This is a genomic window from Micromonospora sp. DT178 (assembly GCF_049841695.1).
Lineage (GTDB): Bacteria > Actinomycetota > Actinomycetes > Mycobacteriales > Micromonosporaceae > Micromonospora.
In genome coordinates this window covers 298,046-324,228 of record NZ_JBNCKV010000002.1, presented here as the reverse complement: position 1 = coordinate 324,228, position 26,183 = coordinate 298,046, and the positions used below count along the sequence as shown (strand labels likewise).

Below are 26,183 nucleotides of genomic sequence, written 5' to 3'. Positions count from 1 at the left end.
CGAGTAGGTACTGCAGTTGCCGCAGGATCGCGTAGAGGCTCAGGTCTGCCCCGTTGCTTTTGGGGATGCTGTCCGTAGTTGGGTGAGGAACAGTTGGGCGGCTGCGGCGAGGGTGACGTGGCGGTGCCAGCCGATCCAGGATCGTCCTTCGAAGTGGTCAAGCCCGAGGGCGGTCTTGAGTTCGCGGTAGTCGTGCTCGACGCGCCAGCGGCTCTTGGCCAGGCGGACCAGCTCGGCCAAGGATGTGTCGGCGGGCAGGTCGGACAGCCAGTAGTCGCTGGGTTCGTCCTGGCCGGGAGGCCACTGCACGAGCAGCCAGCATTCGGGCAGGACACCGTCGTCGCCGCGGTGGGGTCCGCGGCGGACCACCCGGCCGGCGGGACGCACCCGCAGGGCGAAGAAGTGCCCGGACAGCTCACCGACGGGCCGGTCCGGGCCGCGGTCGGGTGTGGATAGCCGGGCACGCCAGCGCACCAGACTTGTCGCGTCGGCGCCGTGGGCGAGGGCGAGGTCCTTTAGGCTGCGGGCCGGCTGCGGGTACTTCGGTGTGGGGTACTTACCGACGCCGGCGTAGGGGACCTCGACGGGTTGGGCGTCGCCGGGTTGCGCGGTGGTGGACGACGTGGTCGCCACGACGTAGGCAATGCCGCGTTCGGTCAGGCCTTGACGGAACTCGGCGACCTGGCCGTAGCCGGCGTCGGCGGTCAACAGCGGCGGACGCAGCCCCCATCCAGCCAGTTCGTCGAGCATTTCCAGGGCCATCAGCCACTTCGGCCGGTACCGCTCGGTGTCGGGGACCTTCGACGCCGCCCGCCGGCGGCGGATCTGCTCGATCTGCTCAGCGGGCGGCAACTGCTGGCGCACATGTGGTTTCTTCGCTCCGGCCTGGTCACGGGTGACCGGCTGCTGACGCAGCCTGCGGGCATGGACATTGGCCGGTTTGCCGTCCGGGCCGGGGACGCAGGTGTCGTCCCAGGACTCCGGCACGAACAGCCGCCAGTTCAACACCGCCGAAGCGGCGTCCGTCGCGGCGTGGACGCTGACGGCGATCTGGCAGTTGGCGACCTTCCCGAGGGTGCCGGAGTACTGCCGGGCCACACACGCCGACGCCTTGCCGTCCTTGGGAAATCCGGTGTCGTCCACCACCCACACCTGAGGTGTCACCAGGTCGATCGCGGCCGTGGCCAGCCGTCGCCGCACACCGGCGACATCCCAGGTGGAGGAGGTCAGGAACTGCTGCAACTGCTGGTGATCGACCCCGAGCCGTTCGGCCATCGGCTGCATCGACTTACGCCGGCCGTCCAGCATCAGCCCACGCAGATACCGCAGACCGGTCACCCGCTGATCCGACCGCCGCAACCCCGCGAAGATCCCTGCCGCGAAGTCCTCCAACCGCGCCCGCACCCGAACGAGATCCCGCTCATCCACCGCGGCAGCCAAACACCGCCACGACGCTCATACAAGCGACACGCCACAACGACTTAACAAAGCACTACTAACACTCCAACGTCACTTCGCCTGTCTGCGCTGGCAGCTGGATCAACAGGATCAGGCTTGGGGTGTTACTCGCCAGATTGGCCCTGCTGGGTGGCGAGGACGGCCAGGCGAACATAGGCCAGGGTGATAAATCGTTGCCAGCCGGACCAGCCGCGGACCTCGTAATGGTCGAGGCCTACCTGGCCTTTGCCGGTTTGGCCTAGCTCTTCGATGCTCCGGCGGGAGCCGACGACGGTGGCGAGAGTGTGCAGAGCGACTGGCGGGATGCCAGCACAGGTAGAAGGCCAGCTCGCTGGCGGTGCGATTGCGGCGGATGAGCAGCCACCGATTGCTCACCTGGCCGGGTGGCGATGCGATCCAGGCCCACAGGTAGTGGCGGCACCCTTCGCTCCCGGCCGCAACTGTGCTCCTGCCACTCGCGGGTGGGGATCCGCTCGGCGAGGTCGTCGTCGGCGCCGTAGAGTCCGTCCTTCGCCCCCACCTCGAAGCCATGTGACGTTGGAGTACTAGGGTCGACCTGTGGCATTGGAGTGGAAGTGAGCGCCTTCGTGGGCGCCGTGTCTGCGCGCGAGCCCCGGAACTGGCAGCGGTGCAAGGAGGCTGGGCTCTGGGGCGTACCCGGCCTGAGTCGCCCGGCACCGAGGGTGGCGCCTGGCGACCGCTTGTTCATTTGGAGAGGGCGTGCTGGCTTCGTCGCCGAGGTCGTCGTAACCGGTCCCGCCAGAGTTCCCCAGGACCGGAACGAAGTGCCTTGGCCGGGCGGGCTCGGGCGCTGGCGTTCCATTTTTCCGATTCGCGTCGTACGCGAAGTTTCCGAGAGCTACAAACTGCCGTTCGTCAGAGATCGCCAGGAGATTACTGGCATCTCATCGAACTCGCTGCGGTTCGGTCTAGTACACATCTCCGACGAAGCAGGAGACGCCCTCAGTGCAGCTCTCGCCGAGCGCGAGCCGGTGGCGGCACCCTAGACGCCCCCGCGACCACCCTTGCCGCCCTTCTTTCGAGATTTTTCGGTGCGGCGAGCGAACGACTCTGAACGCACCGCCTGCATCTCGTAATGTGCGCGCTCGCGTGCGCGCATCTCCTTGGCCGGACTGCGGTCGGCTACTGCTTCGTCATAGGTGAGAGTCGCCAAAGTCTCAACGCCTGTCTCGACCAGTACCTCATCGCCCGCGAGCACCGCGAACTTGCCGGTGTCCAGGCGCACGAGGCGGACACCGGACTTGAGGTTCTCACGCAAAACGTTCACGCAGTCTTGATACCAGTCACGTCGTACTCGAACAGCGCCTTGTTGGAGTTCCGCTTGCGGATGGTCTCCACCTTGACATCCGAGTAGCCGAGTTCGCGTAACATCGCGGCATACCAAGTGTGCGCAGGCACCTCGTGCTTATAGAAGGTGGAGTTTCCGACGATGTAGGAAACGCTGCCGCCCGGCTTCAGGTGCTTTGTGATGCTCTGGAAGTGGAGCCACATGTCGTGGTGGTACTTGTGGACATAGTTGGCAAGCAGCGGACCGTTCTTGCCGCCGTCTGCCGCAATATGCTCGCGAACCACTTTCATCGCCTCGTCGACCGGCGTCTCAACCTCTGGCTTCCATGTGTTGAGCTTGCTCGTGGCGGTGCCCCACGTGCCGCCGATGGCACGCCAATCAAGCTCGCCGGCATCGCTGGCTACGTCGAGGTAGCGAAGCCAATACATGTACGGCCGAAGCTCGCGAATGTAGCTCATCCGATTTACATATGGCGGTGAGGTCAATACGAAGTCCGCTGGCTCCAGGTCGCTTAGACCCGTCCGAGAATCGCCATGCCGAACGACCGCCGTGCCGGCGAGATCAAACCGCGCGGATTCGATGATTGTCGCCATCTCCGTGGCATAAGTGTCGAGCGCCTGCTCGATGTCATCCATTACGAACAGCACCTGCTCGGTCGGAGCTTCCTTGAAGGACATCGACTGATGATTGAAGGCCGCGTTGGAGCAGGAGATCAGCGACCGGCAGAGACCAATCTCGAGCAGGTCGCGGACTTGCCCATCGAAACGGTCGATCTCGTTCCGGAGTGCCTTGAGTGCGTGGAGGGCACCTGGCGACCACCACTTCTCAATCTTGAACAGGCTCGGCTGCCAAAGGTCGCTGTCCTCCTCGTGGGCCCGTGCCGCATCGAGCACGCTCTTCGCAGCGTCAGCGACTGCGAGGAGTGTGTCCTCCGTGTAGTTCGTCGTCTTGACCGTGCCGAGCCAGACTAGGAACGGGTTAATATCTACCGACTGCCCACGGTGGCCGAGCTCGGCAGCCGCGAGAGGCGTCGTGCCTGTGCCCGAGAAGGGGTCTGTAATGATGCTGCCGCTCGGCATGTGCGAGATGCGATCACGGACGAGACGCACGCCGTAGGCAGGCGTAAGGCGCAACCAGCCGTGCCGCCCTACACCCATGTTGGCGCGGAACGTCATATGCTCGTTGCGGCTGTGCGCCGCCCGCTTGATGATCGCCGTCATTTCGCCTCCAACAGTTGGCGGAGAATGCTCTCTACGCCCGCGCGCAGTTCAGTGGTGTTCCGCTGGAAGAAGCCAGCGAGGTCGTAGCCAACAACGTCCCGCAGGAAGTCGAAGGTGCTGTGTAGGGAGTCATTCGTGCCCACGGACCCCATGAGGACACTCCAGTTGCCCGTCAGGTACCGTGCGCGGACGACCATGTTGATCTGGGTACTCATGATTGCAAGGACGGGCAGATAGCCGTGGCCCAGTGCCTGCGCGGCGTTGGCGAGGTCAGCGTTCTGCCGCTTGGAGTCGGCACTCTTGTAGCCCTGTCGGACCTCGAAGACCGCACCCTTCAATGGGACGGAAATACCAAGCGCGGCACGCTGCTGCTCGATCCAATCGTCAACGCGATCTCTTGCCTCCGAGTCGGGAATGTCTCCGACTTCGACCCGTCCATCGAGCGACAGGACCCGCGCCTTCTTAGTCTCGTCCTCCGTCTCTGGAAGGATCTCGTACGACCACTTGACCTGGTCCTCAGACAGTGCGAGCTCGTCCTTGAGTACTTGTCGGAACATGCGCTCGCAGCCGATGCCGAGCTGCCGATAGACCGACGTCATGCCGCCCGCGGCTTTATGCGCAGCGAACATCAGGGGCGAGTCAAAGCCCATCCAGTGATACAGCGGGTCAGCGCCGTACAATGTGGTGAAGCTAGCAAGATCGACTTCGTCGCCACCTCCCATCTTGGGGAGGTAATCCGCCGAAGTGCGGAGTGGCACGAGCAAGATCTCTCGATACAGCCCGTCCCGCTCCTCAGTGCTCAACGCCATGGGATGGGAGCCTACGGCAAGGCTCCGACAACCTACGTGCACCCACGCCCATCGGGCATCCCAGACGACAGTAAGCCCGAATTAGGGACTTTCGCTTGTTCCGATAGGTTTTGACTTGCGGTGGCGGTTTGCCGGTGGCGTCCCTGGGTGGCTTGATTGCTGCGGGCCACCCTGCTGCGGGCAGAAGAGCTCACATTGCTGCCGATTTGCTCTGTTCTAGATCAAGGCGCCGCGCTCCGCGCGTCGCGGGGCTGTAACCCGGCCGGCGGCAAGCCGCCCCGGCCGCCTCCGGCGCCGGGGCGGAGAGCCACCGACTGCCGCCGGACCGCCGCCCCGAGTCTGCCGATCAGGCCAGCGGCACGATCACGGCCAGGCGGTACAGGAAGCCGAGCCAGTCGGCCTCGTCGACGGTCAGGGCTTCCGACTGCCGCGCCAGTCCAACCCGGGACTGGCTTGCCCCTGGTCCCTCTCCCACAGCCGGCGGCACCTCACCGCGGACCCCTCAGCCGACCGCCACACGCAGGGACTCCGCCAGGCCAGGCCCCAGCTACCACCCCCAGGGTGTCAGGCTCAGAAGAGCCCTCAGCGGACAAGATCGACCCGCCCACCATCTGCCCACAACCAGTCGTCAACGGCTGGACGCAGCCGGACTCCGCCAGACAAACGACAACGGCCCCCGATCAGCATTCCTGCTGGTCAGGGGCCGTTGGTGCTCCTGGTGGCGGGTAGAGGATTCGAACCTCTGTAGCTTTCGCGACGGATTTACAGTCCGCTCCCATTGGCCGCTCGGGCAACCCGCCAGGGCACCCCACCGCGTCGTAACGCGGCAGCGGAAGCAAGGATAGCGGCTCCCCCCGGCATCGGCGCAACCGGGTACCGTCAGGGGGTCGTACCGCTGGTCAGCGGGGGACGAAGGACCACAGACCGCCGGACAGCAGGAGCATGAGCATGGCAGCGAACCCGTCGTTCGACATCGTGAGCAAGGTCGACCGCCAGGAGGTCGACAACGCTCTCCGCCAGGCGGAGAAGGAGCTCGCGACGCGGTTCGACTTCCGGGGCACCGGCGCCGAGATCTCCTGGTCGGGCGAGGAGGCGATCAGCCTCCAGGCGGAGACCGAGGAGCGGGTGCGGGCGGCGCTGGAGGTCTTCAAGGAGAAGGTCATCAAGCGGAACATCTCGCTGAAGTCGCTGGACGCCGGTGACCCGCGCGCGTCAGGCAAGATCTTCAAGATCGACTGCAAGGTGATCCAGGGCATCGACTCGGACAAGGCCAAGGCCATCAGCAAGAAGATCCGAGACGAGGGCCCGAAGGGCGTCCAGGCCCAGATCCAGGGCGACCAGCTTCGGGTCACCGGCAAGAAGAGGGACGACCTCCAGGCCGTCATCGCGCTGCTCAAGGGCGAGGACTTCGGCGTCGCCCTCCAGTTCACCAACTACCGCTGACGGGCGCCCGGTCGGCCCTACCACGACAGGGCCGACCGGGCAGCGGACGGCCGACCCTGGCAATCCGGGGCGAGAGGGCCACGCCGGATCAGCGGGAGAAGACGAGCAGCAGCACCACCGTCAGGATCGCGCTGATGAGCAGCGAGCCGAGGCAGCCCACCCGGTTCGAGAAGAAGACGAACATTACCGGGTGGTACCCCTCCGACGCGACGGGAACCCCGTAGGCGTCAGGCGGGCAGCAGCTCTTCGGTGCGTACCGCCGTGGCCTCCGCGCGGGCGATGGGCCCGGCGGGCAGGGCCGCGACCCCGGCCCCGACGGCGACCGCGGCCCCGGCGAAGACGAACGCCCAGGGCACCCCGCCGGCGTGGTCGACGATCAGGCCGGCCACCGCGCCGCCGGCGGCGCTGGCCCCCACCGACATGGTCACCACCCAGGTGTACGCCTCGTTCAGCATGCTGGTCGGGGAGATCCGGCCGACCAGGGTGTTCTCCAGGGTGAGCGCGGGCGCGATCGTGGCGCCCCCGATCACCAGGGCGGTGCCCAGCGCCACGGGCGTCGGCATCACCGCGAAGACGGCGAAGCTGGCGGCCACCGCGCCGAGCAGCAGCGAGAACTGCCGGGTCATGTTCCGGGCCGGCTTGCGGACGCCGAACCAGAAACCGCCCACGGCGCTGCCGACGCCCCAGACGGCCAGCAGCACCCCGGCGAGGCTGTCGGGGTCGTCGGCGGTGTAGGCGGTGGCGAACGCCGGCACGGTCACGCCGGCCGCGCCGAAGGCGATGCCCAGGCTGGCGACGCAGAGCAGCAATGCCGGGAAGCCGGGCACGCGCAGCGGGCCGAGCCCTCTGGTCTGGTGCTCGCGCGAATGCGGCCGCCAGCCGCGCATGACCCGGCCGAGGGCCACCGCCATGGTGCCGACCAGGGTCACGACGGCCGAACCGACCAGGGCGGCCCCGGCGTCGGCGAACAGGATGAAGCCGGCGACCAGCAACGGACCGAGCACGAAGACGATCTCGAAGAGCGTGGTCTCGGCGGCGAGGGCGGTGTTGCGCAGGTGCCACCGGCCGGACGACGGCGAGGTCAGCTCGTTCCAGGCGCCCCGGATCGCGGCGGTCAGTGGCGGGTAGGTGGCGCCGGCGACCCCGGAGGCCACGAAGACCAGCGTCAGGCTGCCGGCGTCGGAGCGGGCGGACCAGAGCAGGCCGAGCAGGGCGAACGGGTGGGCGACGGCGGTGCCGACGAGCACCGGGGTGGGGCCGATCCGGTCGGCGATCCGGCCGGCCACGGGGCTGAGCGCGGCACCGGCGAGGGCGTAGATGCCCCCGGCGACGGCCGCCAGCGAGTAGCGGCCGGTGACCTGTTCGACGACCAGCAGCAGCGCCAGCGGCGTCATGCCGATCCCGAGCCTGCCGATGATGCCGGTGAGCAGCAGCATCGGCGCTCCGGGGATCCGCCAGACGCCCAGGTACTGGCGCAGTGCGGCCACGATCGACCTCCAGGGGATGTAACGAGCGGGGAACCTTTCGACCCTAACGCCGCCGGAGGCGTGGAAGGAACGGTTAACGCGCTCACACGGCGTTCCGCCCGTGTCCGGCGGACCGGACACGGGCGGAAAGGTGATCAGCGCCTCAGCGCTGGAACTGCACGGGGCCGCTGTTCGCGGCCATCCGCTCCAGCCGGGCGACCCGCTCCTCCATCTTGGGGTGGGTGGAGAAGAGCGCCGCCACGCCGCCGCCCCGGAACGGGTTGGCGATCATCAGGTGGGCGGTGCTGGTGAGCTGCCCCTGGGCCGGCAGCGGCCGGCGCTGGGCACCCATGTGGATCTTCTTCAGGGCGCTGGCCAGGGCCAGCGGGTCCTTCGTGAGCCGGGCGCCGGAGGCGTCCGCCTGGAACTCCCGGCTGCGGCTGATCGCCAGCTGGATGACGGTGGCCGCGATCGGCCCCAGGATGATGGTGAGCAGCAGCACGGCCGGGTTCGGGGAGTCCTCGTCGTCGCCCCCGCCCAGCGGGATGAACCAGGCGATGTTCGCCAGCATGGTGATGATGCCGGCCAGACCGGCCGCCACGCTGGAGATGAGGATGTCCCGGTTGTAGACGTGCGACAGCTCGTGCCCGATCACGCCCCGCAGCTCGCGGTAGTCGAGGACCTCGGTGATCCCCTGGGTGACGCAGACGGCCGCGTGCTGCGGGTTCCGCCCGGTGGCGAACGCGTTGGGCTGCGACGTCGGGCTCACGTAGAGGCGCGGCATCGGCTGCCCGGCCTCGGTGGCCAGCTCGCGGACCATCCGGTACAGCTCGGGGAACTGTGCCTCGCTGACCGGTTGCGCCCGCATCGAGCGCAGCGCGAGCTTGTCGGAGTAGAAGTAGGTGACGCCGTTCATGACCAGTGAGACGACGACGGCGATGACCAGGCCGCCACTGCCGCCGAACCAGTAGCCCACCGCCAGGATCAGCGACGTGAGCAGGCCGAGCAGCGCGGCGGTCTTCAGACGGTTGTGGTGCACGATCACTCCTTCGGTGCAGCACGGATCGCGCGGGATCCGCTGACCGGTTCAACAACCCGGTACCCGTCAACCATCCGTCTCATGGCTGTGAGTTGCCTGGGATGTCCGAAGTGCCCGTCGGGACTACCGCCCCGGAAGACGGGAAGACCGCCCGACGGAACCGCCGCGTCAGCGGGCGGCGACGTCGAGCACGAGCTGCGGGGCGAAGCCGAGCACCAGCGCCGCCGCCGTCGCCACGGCCAGCACCACGCCGACCGTCCGGGCCCGCACGGGGACCACGGCCGGGGTGCCGCCGGGCCCGACGCCCGGCGCGGCGGCACCGCCCACCGGTGCCGCCGGCGCGGCCCACAGGGTGGCGGTGAGGCGCAGGTAGTAGGCGAGGCCGATCACCGCGTTCACGGCCACCACCACGGCGAGCCAGCCCGCGCCGCCGTCCAGCAGCGAACGGACCACTGTGACCTTCGCGAAGAGGCCGGCCAGGCCCGGCGGCAGGCCGGCGAGCCCGATCAGCGCCAGCCCGAGCGCCGCCGCCCGCCACGGGTGTCGCCGGGCCGCCCCGCGCAGGTCGTCGACCGTGCCGCCGTCCGCGCCCGCCGGGCGCAGCGCCACCACGGCCGCGAAGGCCGCCAGCTCCAGCACCACGAAGAAGACGGCGTACGCCACGGCGGCCGCGTACGCGGCGGTGCGGGCGTCGGCGGTGCGACCCGAGGCCAGCGCCAGCGCGCCGAGCGGGGCGAGGATGTAGCCGGCCTGGGCGACCGAGGACCAGGCGAGCAGCCGGACCGTACGCCGCTGGCGCAGCGCCACCAGGTTGCCGACGGTCATCGTCAGCACCGCGAGCAGGGCGAGCACCGGGCCGGTCACGTCGGCCGGCAGCGCGTGCTGCACCACGGCGAGCAGGGCCACCACGCCGCCCAGCTTCGAGGCGGTGGACAGGTACGCGGCCACCGGCAGCGGCGCGCCGTCGTAGGCGGCCGGCGCCCAGGCGTGGAACGGCACCGCCGCCACCTTGAACGCCAGCCCCAGCACCACCAGCGCCACGGCGGCGGTGGTGAGCGGCAGGTCCAGCAGGTCCGTGCGGTCGGCGAGGATCGCGCCGATCCGGCCAAGGTGCAGCCCGCCGGTGGCCGCGTAGAGCAGCGCCGCCCCGAGCAGCGTCAGCGTGGTGGCGACCACGCTGACCACGAAGAAGGTGACGGCCGCCTCGGCGCTGGCCAGGCTGTCCCGGCGCAGCCCGACGAGCACGTACAGCGGGAGGGTGAGCGTCTCCAGCGCCACGATCAGGGTGATCAGGTCGCCGGCCGCGCCGAGCACCACGCCGCCCGTCATCGAGCAGGCGAGCAGGAAGCAGTACTCCCCCGCCGGCGACTGCCCCGCCCGCAGCAGCGGGCCGGACAACGCGAGCACGCCGAGGGTCAGCAGCGCGACGACGACGGCGACCAGGGCGGCCCGGCCGCCGAAGACGTACGAGCAGTCGGGGCCGACGCAGAACGTCCGCCGCTCGTCCCCGGCACCGACCAGGGCCGCGCCGAGCGCCGTGGCCGTCGCGCCGACCGCGGCCGTCGCCAGCGTGACCCGGGCACGGGCCACCAGCAGGTCGGCGAGCAGCACCAGCACGGCCGTGCCGGCGGCCAGGTACGCCGGGAGCAGCGCCACGTTGTCGACGCTCTGCACCACGCTCATGCTCATGCTGGCACCCCCTCACGTCCGTACCGCCGGCCCGGTTCGCTCACCGCAGCACCTCCACGAGGGCGTCGACGGGGGCCTCGGCGACGCCGAGCACCAGGGTCGGGGCCAGGCCGACCGCGAGGGCGAGCAGCACCAACGGCGCCCACGCGACCAGTTCCGCGCCGGCCAGGCCGGGGGTGAGCCGCCCGACCGCCGGACTGGGCCGCCCGTGCGTCACCCGGCGCAGCAGCCGCAGCAGGTACGCGGCGGTGAGCGCCCCGCCGATCGCCGCCAGCACGCCCAGGGTGGTCCAGAGCGCCCCGCCCACCTCCACGGCGGCGACCACGGCGAACGCCTCGCCCCAGAAGCCGGCCAGCCCGGGCAGGCCGAGCGAGGCGACGGCGGCGAAGCCGAGCAGCCCGGCGAGCCGGGGGGCGGTCTCCCGCAGCCCGGACAGCTCGTCCAGCGACCCGGTGTGCGTACGGTCCTTGATCGCGCCGGCGAGGAAGAAGAGCAGGCCGGTGATCACCCCGTGCGCGACGTTGCCGATCAGGGCCGCCTGGATGCCGGTGGTGGTGAGCGTGGCGACCCCGAGCAGCACGAAGCCCATGTGCCCGACGCTGGAGTACGCGATCAGCCGCTTCAGCTCGCGCTGCGCGAGGCAGACCAGCGACCCGACCAAAATGGCCGCCACCGCCAGCACGCCGAGCACCGGGGCGGCCCAGCGGGCGCCCTCCGGGGCCACCCCGACCGCGATCCGGACCAGCCCGTACGTGCCCATCTTGAGCAGCACCCCGGCGAGGACCACGCTGCCGACGGTGGGCGCCTGCGTGTGCGCGTCGGGCAGCCAGGAGTGCAGCGGCCAGAGCGGGCTCTTCACCGCGAAGGCCAGCGCGAGCAGCGTGAACGCCGCGAGCTGGGTGCCCCGCGACAGCCCCGTGCCGCCGGTGAGCGCCACCACGTCGGCCGTCCCGGCGGCGGCTACCACCACATAGACGCCGACCAGCAGCAGCACCGAGCCGAGCAGCGTGTAAAGGGCGAACTTGCGGGCCGCCCGCCGCCGGTCCGCGCCGCCCCAGCCGGCGATGATCGCGTACATGGGGAGCAGGACGACCTCGAAGAAGACGAAGAAGAGCACGAGGTCGAGGGCGAGGAAGGTGCCGAGGATGCCGACCTCGACGACCAGCAGCAGGGCCACCAGCGCCCGCCCGCTGCCGCCGTCGGGCACCTTCCACAGGGTGTAGGCGCAGCAGAGCAGGGTGAGCAGGGCGGTCAGCACGACCAGCGGCCAGGAGATGCCGTCCACCCCGAGGTGGAAGCGCAGGTCGAGGCCGGGCACCCAGGGCAGGTCGAGCCGGTGCCACGGGCGCACGGCGGGGGTGTCGGCCGCGTACGTGGTCCAGCCTCGGTCGCCGAGGAAGAGCAGCGCGGCGGCCACCAGGGTCAGCGCGGCGACGGCCGTGCCGACCGCCCGGGCCGCGCGGTCCCGAGGCGTCGCCGCCACCGCCAGCGCGCCGAGCGCCGGCAGCGCCAGCACCGCCACCAGCAAAAACTCCCCGAACGTCATGCCGCCACCTCGGTTCGCGACTGCGGGGCTCGCAAACCCGACTCACTCCTCGCGCTCACGGCACAACTCCGATCATGACGGCCGCCAGGCCGATCAGCAGCGCCCCGGCCAGCACGCCGACCGCCGCGCGCGGCAGCGCCGCGCGGTGCAGCGCCGCCAGACCGCCGCCGAGGCCGAGCGCGGCCCGGCCGCTGCCCTCGACCGCGCCGTCCACCACCACCTCGTCGGCGGTACGCGTCGCGCGCGCCAGCGCCTTCGTCGGGCGTACGACCAGGGCACGCTGGGCGTCGTCGAGCCGGAACGCGGCGGCGAAGACCGGCCGCAGCGGACCCAGCGCGGTCGCCGGATCGGCGGCCGGGTCCCGCCGCCAGCGCAGCCAGGCGAGCCCCGCCCCGGCGGCCAGCAGCGCCAGCGGCAGCAGCAGTTCCGGGCCGACGTGGACCAGGAGTCGCTCGCCCGGCTCGCCCGCGGTTGGCGCGAGCAGCAGCCGGCGGGCGAAGGCCCAGTCGAAGCCGGCGAGGCCGAGCAGGGCGGCCGGCACGGCGAGCAGCAGCAGCGGCCAGCGCATCACGGCGGGCGGGTCGTGCGGGTGGGCCAGCGGCATCCGCGCCTCGCCGAGGAAGGTGCGCAGCAGCAGGCGGGTGGCGTACCAGGCGGTGACCGCGACGCCGACCAGCCCGGCCAGCCAGACCAGCCAGCCGACCCAGGCCGGGGCCGGGCCGGACCCGTGCAGGGCGGCCTCTTGGGCGACGGTCAGCACGCCGTCCTTGCTCCAGAAGCCCGACAGCGGCGGCACCCCCGCCAGGGCGCCCAGCCCGACGACCGTGCACCAGAAGGTGACCGGCATGCCCCGGCGCAGCCCGCCCATCCGGGACATCAGCGTGGTGCCCACCGCGTGGATCACCGCGCCGGCGGCGAGGAAGAGCAGCGCCTTGAAGGCGGCGTGGGTGAGCAGGTGGAACAGCGCGGCCGGCGGCGAGCCGACCGCGAGCGCGCCCGTCATGTAGCCGATCTGCGAGACCGTCGACCAGGCCAGCACCCGCTTGAGGTCGTCCTGGGCGGTGGCGGCGAACGCGCCGAGCAGCAGGGTCACCGAGGCCATCACGCCGAGCACGGCCAGCGCCACGGGGGTCGCCTCGAACAGCGGGTAGAGCCGGGTCACCGCGTACACGCCGGCGGCGACCATCGTGGCGGCGTGGATCAGCGCCGAGATCGGCGTCGGGCCGGCCATCGCGTCCGGCAGCCAGGTGTGCAGCGGGAACTGGGCGCTCTTGCCGGCCACCCCGGCGAGCAGCAGCAGGCAGGCGGCCGTCAGCGTCCCGGTGGCGTGGTCGTGGGCGAGCACGTCGGCGACCCGGAAGCTGCCGGCCGAGACGCCGAGCAGCGCGATGCCGAGCAGGAAGCCGACGTCACCGACCCGGGTCACCAGGAACGCCTTCATCGCGGCGGCCGGCGCCTCGGGCAGCCGGCGGTCGTGGGCGATGAGCAGGTAGGAGCAGATGCCCATCACCTCCCAGCCGACCAGCAGCAGGATCAGGTCGCCGGCGACCACCACCAGCAGCATGGCGGCGGTGAAGAGGCTGATCTGCGCCGCGTACGGCGGGTAGCGGTGGTCGGTGTCGACGTCGTCGTGCGGGCCCCGGCGCAGGTAGCCGACCGAGTAGACCTGCACGGCCAGCGCCACCGCGGCCACCGCGACGGCGACCAGCGCGGCAGCACCGTCCAGCCGCACCCCGAGGCTCACCGTCAGCCCGCCCAGGTCCACCCAGGTGGTGGACGCCTCGGCGGGCCGGTCGAGGGTGACCAGCAGGGCGACGGCGAGCGCCAGCGCACCGGCGGCCCCGGCCACGCCGAGCGCGATCGCCACCCGCCGGGCCCGGTCCCCGCCGGTCCGGGACCCGTCGGCGTCGCGCGGGGCCGGCGGCAGCAGAAGGCCGAGCAGACCCGCCACCAGCGGTACGGCCGGCAGCAGCGCGCCGAGCAGGGTGGTCGTGCTCACCGTTCCACCTCCGGGCGCTCGGTCAGCGGCACCTCGTCGACGGCGACGGTGGTCCGCAGCCGGTAGAGCTGGAGCACGATCGCCAGGCCGACCCCGATCTCGGCGGCGGCCAGCACGATCACGAAGAGCGCGAAGACCTGCCCGCCGTGCGGCAGTTGCGCGCGCACGGTGGTGTCGGCGGTGACCAGGATCAGGTTGACCGCGTTGAGCATCAGCTCGACGGCCATCAGCACCAGCACCGCGTTGCGCCGGCGCAGCACGCCGTAGACGCCGAGGCCGAACAGCAGCGCGGCGGTGACGTACGGGATGACGGGTCTCACCGCGACCGCCCGCCGTCGTCGTTCGGGCCTCCGTCGGCGACGGCCGCGCCCGACCGTCCGGCGCCCGGGCCGCCGGTGCGGGGGGACCCGTCGGTCCCCGGCCCACTGGTCCTCGGCCGGCCGATGTCGGGGCGGGAGATCACAATCGCGCCCACCAGGGCGGACAGCAGCAGCACCGAGAGCACCTCGAAGGGGAGCACCCAGCTGCGGAAGATCTGGTCGCCCAGGCGTTCCGCGGTGCCCGCCTCGGGCAGTTCCACGGCCGTCCACCGGTACGCGTCGACCAGCAGTGCGGCCAGCCCGAGCCCGGTGCCGCCGCCGACCAGCGCCGCCGCCCAGCCGGGCCGGTCCAGGTCGTCGGAGGCGCCGATCGGTGCGCGGGTGAGCATCACCGCGAAGAGCAGCAGCACCACCACCGCGCCGACGTAGATCAGCACCTGCACCCAGGCCACCAGCTCGGCGGTGAGCACCAGGTACATCCCGGCCAGCGCGCCGAGGCAGAGCACCAGGTAGAGGCCGGCCCGGACCAGGTGCCGCGTCGCCACCACCAGCACCCCCGAACCGACCGCCAGCGCGCCGAGGGCGAGCAGCAGCACGTCCGCACCGGTCATGCGCCGGCCTCGGGCTCGGGGCGTACGGGCGGAGCGGCGGGACGGGCGGCGGGCGCGGCCGGGACTGCGGCCTTGCGCGCGGCGGCGGTCTCCTCCTTCGCCGGCTCACCGTTCGGGTCGTGCGCGGGCGGCGGCGGCACGGTGCCCATCCACTGCCCGAGGTGGTCCTTGTCGTGCAGCAGGTCCTTGATGTCGTACTCGGAGTATTCGAACTCCGGCGACCAGTAGAGGGCGTCGAAGGGGCAGACCTCCACGCAGATGCCGCAGTACATGCAGAGCGAGAAGTCGATGTCGAACTTGTCGAGCACGTTGCGCTGGCGGGGACGGGCGGCGCCGGGCACCGCCACCTCCTCCTTGTGCGAGTCGATGTAGATGCACCAGTCCGGACACTCCCGGGCGCAGAGCATGCAGACCGTGCAGTTCTCCTCCAGCAGCGCGATCACCCCGCGCGAGCGGGGCGGCAGCTCGGGGGCGACGTCCGGGTACTGCTGGGTGGTCGAGCGGCGCGTCATCGTCTTCAACGTGACCGCGAGCCCCTTCACCAGGCCCGCGCCCGGCAGGCCACGGTCTCCGCCGGCGCCGCCCGGCTCGCTGCGCTCGCTGCGGTCGGTCATGCCGACCATCCTGCCCTGTGGCCGCGGCGCGCGCGACCACCACCCGGGGTCTGCCGGCGGTACCGTGAGGCGGGGAAGAACGACGCACCGGAAAGGGCTCGCCATGACCGCCGTGCTGCGGGGCGACCATTCGCCGCCGGGCGGCTGGACGGTCGACGACCTCGACCGCCTGCCCGACGACGGCCGCCGCCCCGAACTCCTGGACGGAACCCTCATCATGTCGCCCTTCCCCACGCGACTCCACCAGTCCATCGCACTGATGCTCGGTGCGGCTCTTCAGGAGAGCTGCCCCGCCGACCTCGACGTCACGCAGGGCGTCGAGGTGCGGCTCTCCCGCACCCGGGCCTTCATCCCCGACGTGCTGGTCACGGAGCTGGACGCGGCCTCGCGCAACCCCTCGCACTACCGGCCCCAGGAGGTGATGCTGGTGGTCGAGATCGTCTCCGAGGGGTCGCGGAGCATCGACCGGGTGCTCAAGCCCGCGCTCTACGCCGAGGCGGACATCCCCTACTTCTGGCGGATCGAGACCGAGTCGGGGATCGTCGTGCACGCCCACAAGCTCGACCCGGCCAAGCGGGTCTACGTCGAGCAGGCCCGGATGACCGACGGCATCCTCGTCCCGGAGCCGTGGGAGATCGACATCCCGCTCGCCAGGATCACGCCCCGGTCGCGCTGATCCCGCCCGCCGCGGGCGGGAGCATCTCGACGCCGAGCTGCTGGAGGAGCTGGAACAGCTCGTTGCAGCTCCACACGTCGATGATCCGGCCCGCGTCGTCGAAGCGCAGGAAGCTCGCCCCCGAGTAGCTGACCACCTGCCCGGTCGGCGGCACCGGGCCGAACGGCCCGGCCTGGGTGCCGGCCGCCCGCCAGTGCACCGCCACCCGGTCCCCGGCGGCCACCACGTCCACGATCTTGTAGCGCAGGTCGGGGAAGGCCGCGCGGCGTTCCCGGTGCCACGCCAGCGTCGCCTCCGGGCCGGCCCCGCCGAGCCCCGGGCACTCCGGCCCGACCAGTTCGTACGCGGACTCCTCCCGCCGGGCGTTCCACACGTCGGCGATCAAGCGCCGGGCCGCCGCCTCCACATCGATCATCGCGGCAGCCTAACCGGCGGCCGGGGCCGAGCTCGGGCGGCGGAGTCGGCACTCGGCGCGCCGGAGGGCGGCGCAGCCGCCATGATGGGACGAGGGACGGGCGACGGCGGAGGGGCGGGCATGGGCGGCACGACCGAAGGCGGCACGACCGGAGGCGGCGCGGCGGGCGGCGGCGCGGCGGCACACGCGGGCGGCACCGCCAGCGGCGGCGACGAGGTGCTGATGCGGACGGGCGGCAGGTACGTCGAGCCGGGCCGCGAGTTCACCCGGGACCAGCGCTACATCGCCACCCGGATCACGGCCGACGCCCGCGACGGGTGGCCGGTGGAGCCCGGCCGGTACCGACTGGCGGTCAGCCGCGCCTGCCCCTGGGCGAACCGGCTGATCATCGTCCGGCGGCTGCTCGGGCTGGAGGACGCGATCTCGCTGGCGGTGGCCGGCCCGACCCACGACAAGCGGAGCTGGACGTTCGACCTCGACCCGGGCGGGCGCGACCCGGTGCTCGGCATCGAGCGGCTGGCCGAGGCGTACTTCGCCCGCTTCCCCGGCTACGAGCGGGGCATCACCGTGCCGGCGATCGTGGACGTGCCGTCCGGTCAGGTGGTCACCAACGACTTCGGGCGGATGAGCCTCGACCTCTCCACCGAGTGGACGGCGCACCACCGCGACGGGGCGCCCGACCTCTACCCGGAGCGGCTGCGCGACGAGATCGACGAGGTGAGCGCGCTGCTGTTCCGGGACGTCAACAACGGCGTCTACCGGTGCGGCTTCGCCGGCGACCAGGCGGCGTACGAGAAGGCGTACCACCGGCTGTTCGACCGGCTGGACTGGTTGGGCGAGCGGCTGGCGGGGCAGCGTTACCTGGTCGGGGACACCATCACCGAGGCGGACGTGCGGCTCTTCACCACGCTGGTCCGCTTCGACCCGGTCTACCACGGGCACTTCAAGTGCAACCGGAGCAAGCTGACCGAGATGCCGGTGCTGTGGGCGTACGCCCGGGACCTGTTCCAGACGCCGGGCTTCGGCGACACAATCGACTTCGACCACATCAAGCGGCACTACTACGAGGTGCACCGCGACATCAACCCGACCGGGATCGTGCCGCTCGGCCCCGACCTGGCGAACTGGCTGACCCCGCACGGCCGGGAGGCCCTCGGCGGCCGTCCCTTCGGCGACGGCACCCCGCCCCCGCCGCCCCCGCCCGCCGAGCGCGTCGACCCCGCCCACACCCCGCTGCGCTGACCGCGCTCCCTACAGCGCGACGCGGACGGCGGCGGTGAGGACCAGCTGGCCCAGGGAGACGGGGACCAGGACCAGCCAGCAGAGGCGCTGGAGCTGGTCCTCGCGCAGGCGGGGGTAGGACACCCGGAGCCAGATGATCAGGAACGAGACGGCGAAGACCTTCAGCAGGGTCCACAGCCAGCCGAGCTGCGCGTCGGCGAACGGGCCCTGCCAGCCGCCGAGGAAGAGCACGGTGGTGAGCGCGGCGATCACCACGATGCCGACGTACTCGGCGAGCAGGAAGAACGCGAACCGCAGGCCCGTGTACTCCGTCATGTAGCCGAAGACCAGCTCCGAGTCGGCGACCGGCATGTCGAACGGCGGGCGGCGGATCTCCGCGAGCCCGGCGAGGAAGAAGACGACCATGGCGGGGGCCTGCCAGAGCAGCCACCACGGCTGCCACGCCTCGACGATGCCGGAGAGGCTGAGCGTGCCGGCCGCCATCGCCACCGACGCGGCGGCCAGGACCAGCGGCAGCTCGTAGCCGAGCAGCTGGGCCGCCCCGCGCAGGCCGCCGAGGAGGCTGTACTTGTTGGCCGACGCCCACGCCGACATCAGCACCGCCACGACGCCCACGCCCACGACGGCCAGCACGAAGAACAGGCCGATGTCCAGCGGCTGCCCGACCAGGTCGTCCGGGCCGAGCGGGATCACCAGCAGGACCAGCAGGTAGGGCACGAGGGCGACCGCCGGGGCGAGCCGGAAGACCGCCCGGTCCGCCTCCCGGGGCGTGACGTCCTCCTTCTGCACGAACTTCACGCCGTCGGCGACGAGCTGGGCCCAGCCGTGGAAGCCGCCCGCGTACATCGGGCCGAGCCGACCCTGCATGTGCGCCATCACCTTGTGCTCGGCCTGCCCGACCAGCAGCGGCAGGGTGAGGAAGGCGACGAGCACGCCCCCCACCCGGATGACCAGCTCCAACCACAGTGGCATCAGGGCGTACCTCCGTCGTCGCCGGAACCCTCCGACGCGGCCGGCCCCTCCGGCGCGGGCCGGTCCGCCGGGTCGGAGCGGGCCGGCCGGCCGCCGGGCGCGGCGGGCGGCGGAGCGGCGTCGGCGGGCCGGCCGGCCGCCGGGTCGGCGGGCCCGGTGGCCGCCGGATCGGCGGGCCCGGTGGCCGCCGGATCGGCCGGTGCCGGGCCGTCGGCGGTGGCGGCGGGCCGGGCGGTACGGGGTGGGCGGGCCCCCGGGGCCGGCCGGGCGGGCCGCTCCCGGGCCGGGCGGGCCGGAGTGCCGCCGCGCGGCCCCTCCCCGACCCCGCCCGCGCCGGCAGGTGTCGGCGTCGTCCCCCACTCCCCCGGCGCGGGTACGCCCGGCGGGCGGATCGGCCGACGCCCGCCGCCGGCCTCGGACTCGCCCGGTTCCTTCGCGCCCGGCCAGGGCTTCGCCACCCGGGAGGCGAGCACGAACTCCTTGCGCAGCGGGTGCCCCTCGAACTCGGGCGGCAGCAGCAGCGGCGCCAGCCCGGCGTGGCCGGGAAAGTCGATGCCGAACATCTCGTGCGTCTCCCGCTCGTGCCATGCGGCACCTGGGTAGACGTCGACCACCGAGGCGACCGCCGGGGCCTCCCGGGGCACCCGGGTGCGCAGCAGCAGCCCGTGCCGGCGGGTGGTGGACCAGAGGTGCGCCACCACGTCGAAGCCGCCGGCGAGCTCGTCGACGGCGGAGAGCCAGTCGAAGTAGTCGCAGGCCAGCTCGGCGTCGTCGCGGGCCGCGCGGAGCGCGTCCGGCCAGTTCGCCGGCGGTACGTCGACGGTGGCGCGGGCGTGCGCCTGGCCGCCGGAGACCGACGCGGTCACCTCGGCGGGCGCGAGCAGCGCCACCATCCGCTGCCCGACCTCTTCCGGAGTCATGCCGCTGATCCTAGGTGCTGCCCCGCGCCCCCCACCCAACCGAACGCCCCGCCGGCTTCCGCCACCCACCCTCGCCACCCGTTCGATCATGCAGTCGTGGTGCCCGGTTCAGCCCGGTACGCGACCTCCGTCCCCCACCACAACTGCATGATCGCCGGGGCGGGGAGGTCGGGCGGATCTGGGGCTTTGGCGGCGGGGGGACGGGCGGCGGGGAAGGATGAGGTCGTGCGCGCTGTGACTGTCAAACCGGGTGTCGCCGACTCCCTGCGGCTGGTCGACGATCATCCGGAGCCGCCGCCCGAGGAGGGCGCGATCCTGGTCGAGGCACTGGCGGTGGGGATCTGCGGCACCGACCACGAGATCATCGCCGGCGAGTACGGCGAGCCGCCGCCCGGCGCGGACCGGCTGGTGCTGGGGCACGAGTCGCTGGGCCGGGTGCTGGAGGACCCGTCGGGCACGCTGCAACCCGGCGACCTGGTGGCGGGCGTCGTCCGGCACCCCGACCCGGTGCCCTGCCCGAACTGCGCGGTCGGCGAGTGGGACATGTGCCGCAACGGTCGGTTCACCGAGCACGGCATCAAGGCCCTGCCCGGCTTCGCCCGGGACCGCTGGCGGCTGCAGCCCCGGTTCGCCGTGGGGCTGGACCGGGCCCTCGCCCCGGTCGGCATGCTGCTGGAGCCGACCAGCGTGGTGGCAAAGGCGTGGGAGCACATCGAGCGCATCGGTGCCCGCGCCGAGTGGCAGCCGCAGACCGTACTGGTCACCGGGGCCGGGCCGATCGGCCTGCTGGCCGCGCTGCTGGCCACGCAGCGCGGGCTCGCCGTGCACGTCCTGGACCGCAACACCACCGGGCCGAAGCCGGACCTGGTCCGGGCGCTCGGGGCGACCTACCACACCGTGCCCGTCGGCGAGCTGGACTTCGAGCCCGACGTGGTGCTGGAGTGCACCGGGGCGCCGGTCGTCGTCCTCGACGTGATGTACAGGGCCGCGCCGACCGGCATCGTCTGCCTGACCGGCGTCTCCAGCGGCGGGCGGACCATCGACCTCGACGCCGGGGCGCTCAACCGCGCGCTCGTGCTGGAGAACAACGTGGTGTTCGGCTCGGTGAACGCCAACCGCCGGCACTGGGACCTCGCCGCCGCGGCGCTGGCCCGCGCCGACCGGTCGTGGCTCGACTCGCTGATCACCCGCCGGGTGCCGGTGGAGGCGTACGCCGAGGCGTACACCTCCGAGCCGGACGACATCAAGGTGGTGCTGGAGTTCGGCTCCTGACTCTCGCTCAGAGGCCGGGCAGCCGGCCGTTGCGGAACAGGTCGACGAAGAGCTGGTGGTCCTGCCGGGCGCGGACGCCGTACGCGTGGGCGAAGCCGACCAGGTGCGCCACGAAGCCCGCCTCGTCGGCGTCCACCGCCGCGACGATCGCCTCCTCGGTGGAGTAGTCGACCAGGTCGTGGCTGGACTCGTCGTCGGCCACCGAGTGCATCCGGGCGACCGCCCGGCCCAGGTCGGCCAGCACGCCGGCCAGCTCCTCCGGCTCGTTCACGTCGGCCCAGTCGAGGTCGGCCGCGTACGGGGAGACCTCGGCGACGAGCTGGCCGGCACCGTCCAGCTCGGTGAAGCCCAGCCACGGGTCGGCGTGCGCCTGGAGTGCGCGCTGCGACTCGGCGGTGCGGTGCCCCTGGTGCTGGAAGTAGCCCGCGACCGTCTCGTCGGCGATGTGCCGGGCCACCGCCGGCACCTGGGCCTGCTTCATGTAGATGACGACGTCGTTCTCCAGCGCCTGGGTGTGCCCCTCCAGCAGCAGGTTGTACGACGGCAGCCCGGCCGAGCCGATGCCCACCCCCTTGCGCAGCACCACGTCCTTGATGTGCGTGGCGACGGGACGGAACTGGGCGGAGGAGGCGGGCAGCGTGCCGAGGTAGTTCTCGAACGCGGCGCAGACCCGCTCCCGGGTCTCGGCGTCGATCTCGTAGACGCCGTCGCCCAGCGAGAACCGGCGCTCGTAGTTGTCGATGGTGGTCTGCGTGGCGAGCAGGTCGACCCGGGTGTTGAGCCGCGCCTGCTGGAGCACCCGGCGGAGCACGCCGTCGGCGTTGTCCAGGGTGATCGAGCCGATCGCGTCGTCGCCACCGGCGGCGATGGCGCGCAGCTCGGTCAGGTACGACCCCGCGAAGCCGGCGACCAGGTCGCTGATCGCCCGGTCCGAGAGCGCCTTGGCGTAGCCGAGCAGCGCCACGCTGGCGGCCAGCCGCTTCAGGTCCCAGCTGAACGGCCCCACGTACGCCTCGTCGAAGTCGTTGACGTTGAACACGAGCTGCCCGGACGCGTTCATGTACGTGCCGAAGTTCTCCGCGTGCAGGTCGCCGTGGATCCACACCCGGCTGGTCCGGTCGTCGAGGAACCGGTCGTCGGCGAAGTCGCCGACCTGGTCGGCGTAGAAGAGCGAGGCGCTGCCCCGGTAGAAGGCGAACGGCGACGCGGCCATCTTGCGGAACTTGCGCCGGAAGGCGGCCGGGTCGAGAGCCATCGACGCGCCGAACTCCTCGGTGAGCACGTCGACGATGTGGGCGGAACGCTGGTCGGCGGAGTGGTTCATGGTGCGCAGGCTAGCCCCCGCCGGCCAACCGGTGCCCTCGTCCGACCGGACGGTACGGCTCAGGGGGTGGGCGGGCGGACCGGCGGGGCGGTCAGCGACTCCGCCGAGCGCGGGAGCACGCCGGTGGAGCCGGCGTCGGCCGGCGGGGCGTCGACCGGCGGGGCGAGCGCGTCCGGCCGGGGCACGCCGCCGATCCCGGACTGCTCGGCGGCGATCTTCTCCTGGAGGCGCAGGATGCCGTGCAGCAGCGCCTCGGGCCGGGGCGGGCAGCCGGGCACGTAGACGTCGACCGGGATGAGCTGGTCGACGCCCTTGGTCACCGAGTACGAATCCCAGTAGGGGCCGCCGCAGTTGGAGCACGCGCCGAACGAGATGACGTACTTCGGCTCGGGCATCTGGTCGTAGAGCCGCTTGATCGCGGGGGCCATCTTGTCGGTGACCGTCCCGGAGACGACCATGAGGTCGGCCTGCCGGGGCCCGTGCGCGAACGGGATCACGCCGAGGCGCATGAAGTCGTGCCGGCCCATGCTGGTGGCGATGAACTCGATCGCGCAGCAGGCCAGGCCGAAGTTGAAGACCCAGAGCGAGTAGCGGCGGCCCCAGTTCAGCACGAACCGGATCGGCTCACCGAGCACTCCCGGCACCTGCACGACCGCCCCCTTCCCGAGCACCGCCACCAGTCAACCACAGCCGCCGTCGACGCCGGCCGGTCGCTCGGTCCGCGCCGCCCCGGGCGCAGCGCTGTCGGGTGAGCGACACCGGTTCATGTTCATCGGTCGCAACCGCTCCCGGCGGTGAGGGGTGTCCTACCCGTGACACCGCCCGCCGGCGCGAAGGCCGCGGGCGGAACCACGGGGATCTGGAGGACACGCACATGGCACGTACCATCGCCCGCCGGCTCGCTGCCGGCGTCCTGGGCGCGGGGCTCGCCCTGCTCGGCATGGCGGCGCCCGCCGCGCAGGCCGCCGCGCCGGCCGACACGTCGGTGTCGGTCGGCCGGCTGGTGCTCAACCCGACCGACCGGGGGTACGTCGGCAGCCTGCCGGTGACCGTCGACTACCGAGGGGAGCAGCCGGCGTACCTCAACCTGACCGTGACCGAGCCGGTGCCGGGTTCCAACACGGGCATGACCCCGTCGGCACCCTGCGCGTACGGTCGCGAGCAGCCGCTGCGGAACGTCCACTGCACGGTCCCGGGTGACGCCCTGCAACCCGGTGAGCAGCGTCGGTTCACGATCGAATTCCAGGTGCTGACCACCCCGCAGGCCCACGCCATGTCCACCCCCGGCGGCCGGGTGACGGTGGAGACCGGGGACGCGAACCCGGCCAACGACAGCCGGGCGTTCGACACCCTGTTCCGTTCCACCTCCGGTTCGCTGCGCCACCCACGGCCGTACGTCTGGGACACGCGGACCGACGCGTCGCTGACGGTCGGGCCGGCGGCCGTCCTCGCCCGGCAGGGGGACGGCAGCTGGCTGGGCCGGCTGCCGGTGACCGTGCGGGTCGCGGGCGACGCCGCGCACGACGGGTACTCGCTGGACCCGACGCTGCCGGCCGGGGTGCACGTCGCCGGCATCGAGCCGGTGGACGTCTGCACCGGCACCTGCTCGGTGCCGGGCGGGCGGTTCATGCCGGGTGAGGAGCGCTCGGTCTCGCTGCTGCTCCGCGCGCCCGCCGAGGTCACCCCGGGCGACCTGGGCACGGGCTCGGTGCGGCTGTACGCGATGTTCGGCTGGAACAACGAACTGGTCGACGTCGACCCGGCCGACAACACCGCCGCGTTCACCGTCAGCGCCGCCGGCTGACGAACCACGAATCAGGCGGACGCGCGGCCGTGGGTGAACCCCACGGCCGCGAGCCGTTTCCCGCTCGACCCGTCGGTGGCCGCCCGCCGTCGGATCCACGACCGCGCGGGCCGCAACCGGCCACGGCCCGGTGGAGTGTTACCGCCGCCAGACACCCACGGTGGCTCGAACGGGGAGGGACAGTGACAGTGACGATGGGGGCCCGCGCCAACGAACCACCTCCGACGGTCGACGCGCCGGCCGGCGGGAGCGGGGCGGCGATCACCTTCGACGACTTCTACCACGCGCACTTCCGTAGCGTGACCGCGCAGCTCTGCGCGTACACCGGAGACCTGGGCCAGGCCCAGGACCTGGCCCAGGAGGCGTTCTGCCGGGCGCTCGCCCGGTGGGACCGGCTGGTCCGCTACGACGACCCGGTGGCCTGGATCCGGCGGGTGGCCTGGAACCTCGCCCGCAGCCGGTGGCGTCGGCTACGTACCGCCCGCAGCCACCTGCTGCGGCAGCGGCGGGTGGAGACGCAGGTGCCGGGCCCGACGCCGGACCGGGTGGCCATCGACAGGGCGCTCGCGGCGCTGCCCGAGAAACACCGCCGGGCCGTCGTCCTGCACTATCTCGCCGACATGTCCGTCGCCCAGATCGCCGTCCAGGAGGGGGTGGCCGAGGGAACGGTCAAGTCGTGGCTGCACCGGGGCCGTGCCGTCCTGGCCACCCTGCTCGACGAGAACCCGGAGGGAGTCGGTCATGCCTGAGCAGGACCCGCTGCGGGCGCGCTTCGCCGCGTACCGCGGAGACGTGACGGACCGGATCGACGGTCCGGGCCCGGACGCGGCCCGGCGTACGCTGCGGCGTCGCCGCCGCGCCACCGTCGCGACCGGGGCGCTCGCCGTCGCGCTGGTGGTGACCCCGATCGCCGCCGTCGCGGCGCTGCGGGAGACCCCGCCGCCGCCGGGACCGCCGGCGGCCACGCCGACGGCCGGCCCGACCTGGTCCCCGTCGCCCGAGCCCTCGCCCGACGCGTCGCGGTCACCGTCGGCACCGACCGCGCCGGACGGCCGGATCACCGAGCGGCAGCTGCGCGCCGCCGCGCTCGATCTGCCGGCCTGGGCCGGCCGCAACTGCGCCGACACGACGCGGATCACCCTGCTGCCGGCCACCACGACGGAGGTGGACCGGCCGTACCTGATCAGCGTCACGCACGGCGACGTCGACGCCGACGGTGCCACCGAGACGCTGGCCCTGCTCGGCTGCCGCATCGGCGAGGCGTCGGCGAAGCAGGTGGTCACCTTCGACCGGGACGCCGCCGGGCGGATCGTCACGCTGGGGCGGGTGGCCCGGACGCACGAGAAGGGTGACGGCGGCTTCGAGGACGTCCGCGCCGTCGCCGTGGCCGACGGGAAGGTCCGCGTCCAGGTCGCCGACATACAGCCCTGTTGCAGCATCCCGGCGTACTGGGCGCGACAGCAGTGGCGGACGTACGGCTGGGACGGCGAGCGGTTCGCCCAGACCGGCGGTCCGACCACCTGGGGCCGGGACTCCCGCCTCACGGACCTCGCGATCTCCGCCGGGCCGTTCGTCCTCGGACCGGCGGACGAGCGCGGCCGGCGGCAGGGCACGGTGACGTTGACCGTGACCAACCGGGGACCCCTGGACGCGGACCGCGTCGCCTTCCGACACATGGAGGCCTTCGGCACGCCCGACGGCGGCGACTGGGACCGGTGCGAGCCGGCCCGCGAACAGCCGGAGTGGCCGTCGTGCCTCACCGAGGGGGTGCCGGCCGGGGAGCGCCGGAGCTGGACCTTCCGCTTCCGCCTCGGGCCGGAGGGCCTCGACGCGGATCCGTCGGTCTGGCTGGTCCACTACGGCACCGACCACCGCTACTGGCCGGACCTGACCCCGGGGGACAACCAGGTCGACGTCCGCGTGGACAGGTGATCCGGCGGCGGGGGGCCCCCCCCCGCGGGGGCGCCCCCCCCACCAACAAAGAAGAGTGAAAAAAAACCAACCAGACAAAAAAAAAAAAAAAACAAACGAAAAA

Annotated in this window: 24 protein-coding genes, 1 tRNA gene and 1 pseudogene; 7 read left to right on the top strand and 19 right to left on the bottom strand. The window is 72.2% G+C overall.

What is annotated here, in order from left to right:
• Positions 1-39: 39 nt before the first annotated feature.
• From ACLQ22_RS05285 to ACLQ22_RS05260, 6 genes are all read right to left on the bottom strand, one after another.
• Positions 40-1,428 carry an IS701 family transposase gene (locus ACLQ22_RS05285; protein ID WP_425691299.1) on the bottom strand — a complete coding sequence of 463 codons (1,389 nt, stop codon included), beginning with the start codon at positions 1,426-1,428 and terminating at the stop codon, positions 40-42.
• A gap of 1,033 nt (positions 1,429-2,461) precedes the next feature.
• The gene (locus ACLQ22_RS05280; protein WP_425691298.1) at positions 2,462-2,746 is read right to left on the bottom strand and encodes a hypothetical protein; all 285 of its coding nucleotides are present in this window, start codon (positions 2,744-2,746) and stop codon (positions 2,462-2,464) included.
• On the bottom strand, positions 2,743-3,987 hold the full coding sequence (locus ACLQ22_RS05275) for a DNA methyltransferase (RefSeq protein WP_425691297.1): 1,245 nt from the start codon (positions 3,985-3,987) through the stop codon (positions 2,743-2,745). Before ACLQ22_RS05275 ends, ACLQ22_RS05280 begins: the two co-directional genes overlap by 4 nt.
• Positions 3,984-4,796, bottom strand: a complete 813-nt coding sequence (locus tag ACLQ22_RS05270; RefSeq protein WP_425691296.1) for a hypothetical protein — start codon at positions 4,794-4,796, stop codon at positions 3,984-3,986. The genes ACLQ22_RS05275 and ACLQ22_RS05270 overlap by 4 nt, the downstream gene beginning before the upstream one ends.
• Positions 4,797-5,142: 346 nt before the next feature.
• Complete coding sequence (locus tag ACLQ22_RS05265) at positions 5,143-5,271, bottom strand: hypothetical protein (protein WP_425691295.1); 129 nt, start codon at positions 5,269-5,271, stop codon at positions 5,143-5,145.
• Positions 5,272-5,512: 241 nt separating this feature from the next.
• Positions 5,513-5,596, bottom strand: a tRNA-Tyr gene (locus tag ACLQ22_RS05260).
• A 148-nt stretch (positions 5,597-5,744) separates the two neighbouring features.
• Between ACLQ22_RS05260 and ACLQ22_RS05255 the strand changes: the two genes are divergently transcribed.
• Positions 5,745-6,239, top strand: coding sequence for a YajQ family cyclic di-GMP-binding protein (locus ACLQ22_RS05255; RefSeq protein ID WP_132230880.1), 495 nt, complete (start codon positions 5,745-5,747; stop codon positions 6,237-6,239).
• 227 nt (positions 6,240-6,466) lie between these two features.
• Here the strand turns inward: ACLQ22_RS05255 and ACLQ22_RS05250 are convergent, their stop codons facing one another.
• The 8 genes from ACLQ22_RS05250 to ACLQ22_RS05215 form a co-directional block, all read right to left on the bottom strand.
• Entirely contained in the window at positions 6,467-7,726 is a 1,260-nt protein-coding gene (locus tag ACLQ22_RS05250) for an MFS transporter (protein WP_425691294.1), read from the bottom strand.
• A gap of 142 nt (positions 7,727-7,868) precedes the next feature.
• Complete coding sequence (gene htpX / locus ACLQ22_RS05245) at positions 7,869-8,744, bottom strand: zinc metalloprotease HtpX (RefSeq protein WP_425691293.1); 876 nt, start codon at positions 8,742-8,744, stop codon at positions 7,869-7,871.
• Positions 8,745-8,912: 168 nt separating this feature from the next.
• Complete coding sequence (locus ACLQ22_RS05240) at positions 8,913-10,427, bottom strand: NADH-quinone oxidoreductase subunit N (RefSeq protein WP_425691477.1); 1,515 nt, start codon at positions 10,425-10,427, stop codon at positions 8,913-8,915.
• 46 nt (positions 10,428-10,473) lie between these two features.
• Positions 10,474-11,979: a complex I subunit 4 family protein gene (locus ACLQ22_RS05235; RefSeq protein WP_425691292.1), complete on the bottom strand. Its 1,506-nt coding sequence runs from the start codon at positions 11,977-11,979 to the stop codon at positions 10,474-10,476.
• Positions 11,980-12,034: 55 nt separating this feature from the next.
• The gene (locus tag ACLQ22_RS05230; protein WP_425691291.1) at positions 12,035-13,978 is read right to left on the bottom strand and encodes an NADH-quinone oxidoreductase subunit L; all 1,944 of its coding nucleotides are present in this window, start codon (positions 13,976-13,978) and stop codon (positions 12,035-12,037) included.
• Positions 13,975-14,298, bottom strand: coding sequence for an NADH-quinone oxidoreductase subunit NuoK (gene nuoK / locus ACLQ22_RS05225; protein ID WP_425691290.1), 324 nt, complete (start codon positions 14,296-14,298; stop codon positions 13,975-13,977). Before nuoK ends, ACLQ22_RS05230 begins: the two co-directional genes overlap by 4 nt.
• Positions 14,295-14,909 carry an NADH-quinone oxidoreductase subunit J family protein gene (locus ACLQ22_RS05220; protein WP_425691289.1) on the bottom strand — a complete coding sequence of 205 codons (615 nt, stop codon included), beginning with the start codon at positions 14,907-14,909 and terminating at the stop codon, positions 14,295-14,297. The genes nuoK and ACLQ22_RS05220 overlap by 4 nt, the downstream gene beginning before the upstream one ends.
• Positions 14,906-15,532, bottom strand: a complete 627-nt coding sequence (locus tag ACLQ22_RS05215) for a NuoI/complex I 23 kDa subunit family protein (protein WP_334607456.1) — start codon at positions 15,530-15,532, stop codon at positions 14,906-14,908. The genes ACLQ22_RS05220 and ACLQ22_RS05215 overlap by 4 nt, the downstream gene beginning before the upstream one ends.
• A gap of 94 nt (positions 15,533-15,626) precedes the next feature.
• On the opposite strand from ACLQ22_RS05215, the gene ACLQ22_RS05210 reads away from it, so the two are divergent.
• Positions 15,627-16,199 (top strand): Uma2 family endonuclease, encoded by a 573-nt coding sequence (locus ACLQ22_RS05210; protein WP_425691288.1) that lies wholly within the window; start codon positions 15,627-15,629, stop codon positions 16,197-16,199.
• Here ACLQ22_RS05210 and ACLQ22_RS05205 read toward each other — a convergent pair.
• A complete protein-coding gene (locus ACLQ22_RS05205; RefSeq protein WP_425691287.1) occupies positions 16,180-16,614 on the bottom strand; it encodes an ester cyclase in 435 nt (144 codons plus the stop codon). The genes ACLQ22_RS05210 and ACLQ22_RS05205 overlap by 20 nt on opposite strands.
• A gap of 222 nt (positions 16,615-16,836) precedes the next feature.
• Between ACLQ22_RS05205 and ACLQ22_RS05200 the strand changes: the two genes are divergently transcribed.
• Complete coding sequence (locus ACLQ22_RS05200) at positions 16,837-17,856, top strand: glutathione S-transferase family protein (protein ID WP_425691476.1); 1,020 nt, start codon at positions 16,837-16,839, stop codon at positions 17,854-17,856.
• A 9-nt stretch (positions 17,857-17,865) separates the two neighbouring features.
• Here ACLQ22_RS05200 and ACLQ22_RS05195 read toward each other — a convergent pair whose 3' ends face one another.
• Positions 17,866-18,828 carry a complex I subunit 1/NuoH family protein gene (locus ACLQ22_RS05195; protein WP_357883232.1) on the bottom strand — a complete coding sequence of 321 codons (963 nt, stop codon included), beginning with the start codon at positions 18,826-18,828 and terminating at the stop codon, positions 17,866-17,868.
• Positions 18,829-19,151: 323 nt separating this feature from the next.
• Positions 19,152-19,748: pseudogene (locus ACLQ22_RS05190) on the bottom strand (NADH-quinone oxidoreductase subunit C); the annotation flags it as partial.
• A 225-nt stretch (positions 19,749-19,973) separates the two neighbouring features.
• Between ACLQ22_RS05190 and ACLQ22_RS05185 the strand changes: the two are divergent.
• Complete coding sequence (locus ACLQ22_RS05185; protein WP_425691286.1) at positions 19,974-21,020, top strand: glucose 1-dehydrogenase; 1,047 nt, start codon at positions 19,974-19,976, stop codon at positions 21,018-21,020.
• A gap of 7 nt (positions 21,021-21,027) precedes the next feature.
• Here ACLQ22_RS05185 and ACLQ22_RS05180 read toward each other — a convergent pair whose 3' ends face one another.
• The gene (locus ACLQ22_RS05180; RefSeq protein ID WP_425691285.1) at positions 21,028-22,344 is read right to left on the bottom strand and encodes a DUF2252 domain-containing protein; all 1,317 of its coding nucleotides are present in this window, start codon (positions 22,342-22,344) and stop codon (positions 21,028-21,030) included.
• Between the two features lie 59 nt (positions 22,345-22,403).
• The gene (locus ACLQ22_RS05175; RefSeq protein WP_132231313.1) at positions 22,404-22,994 is read right to left on the bottom strand and encodes an NADH-quinone oxidoreductase subunit B; all 591 of its coding nucleotides are present in this window, start codon (positions 22,992-22,994) and stop codon (positions 22,404-22,406) included.
• A gap of 224 nt (positions 22,995-23,218) precedes the next feature.
• On the opposite strand from ACLQ22_RS05175, the gene ACLQ22_RS05170 reads away from it, so the two are divergent.
• The 3 genes from ACLQ22_RS05170 (at position 23,219) to ACLQ22_RS05160 (ending at position 26,080) form a co-directional block, all read left to right on the top strand.
• Positions 23,219-24,148, top strand: coding sequence for a hypothetical protein (locus ACLQ22_RS05170; RefSeq protein WP_425691284.1), 930 nt, complete (start codon positions 23,219-23,221; stop codon positions 24,146-24,148).
• A 194-nt stretch (positions 24,149-24,342) separates the two neighbouring features.
• On the top strand, positions 24,343-24,897 hold the full coding sequence (locus ACLQ22_RS05165; RefSeq protein ID WP_425691475.1) for a SigE family RNA polymerase sigma factor: 555 nt from the start codon (positions 24,343-24,345) through the stop codon (positions 24,895-24,897).
• Positions 24,890-26,080, top strand: coding sequence for a hypothetical protein (locus ACLQ22_RS05160; RefSeq protein ID WP_425691283.1), 1,191 nt, complete (start codon positions 24,890-24,892; stop codon positions 26,078-26,080). Before ACLQ22_RS05165 ends, ACLQ22_RS05160 begins: the two co-directional genes overlap by 8 nt.
• The last annotated feature ends 103 nt before the right edge of the window (positions 26,081-26,183 follow it).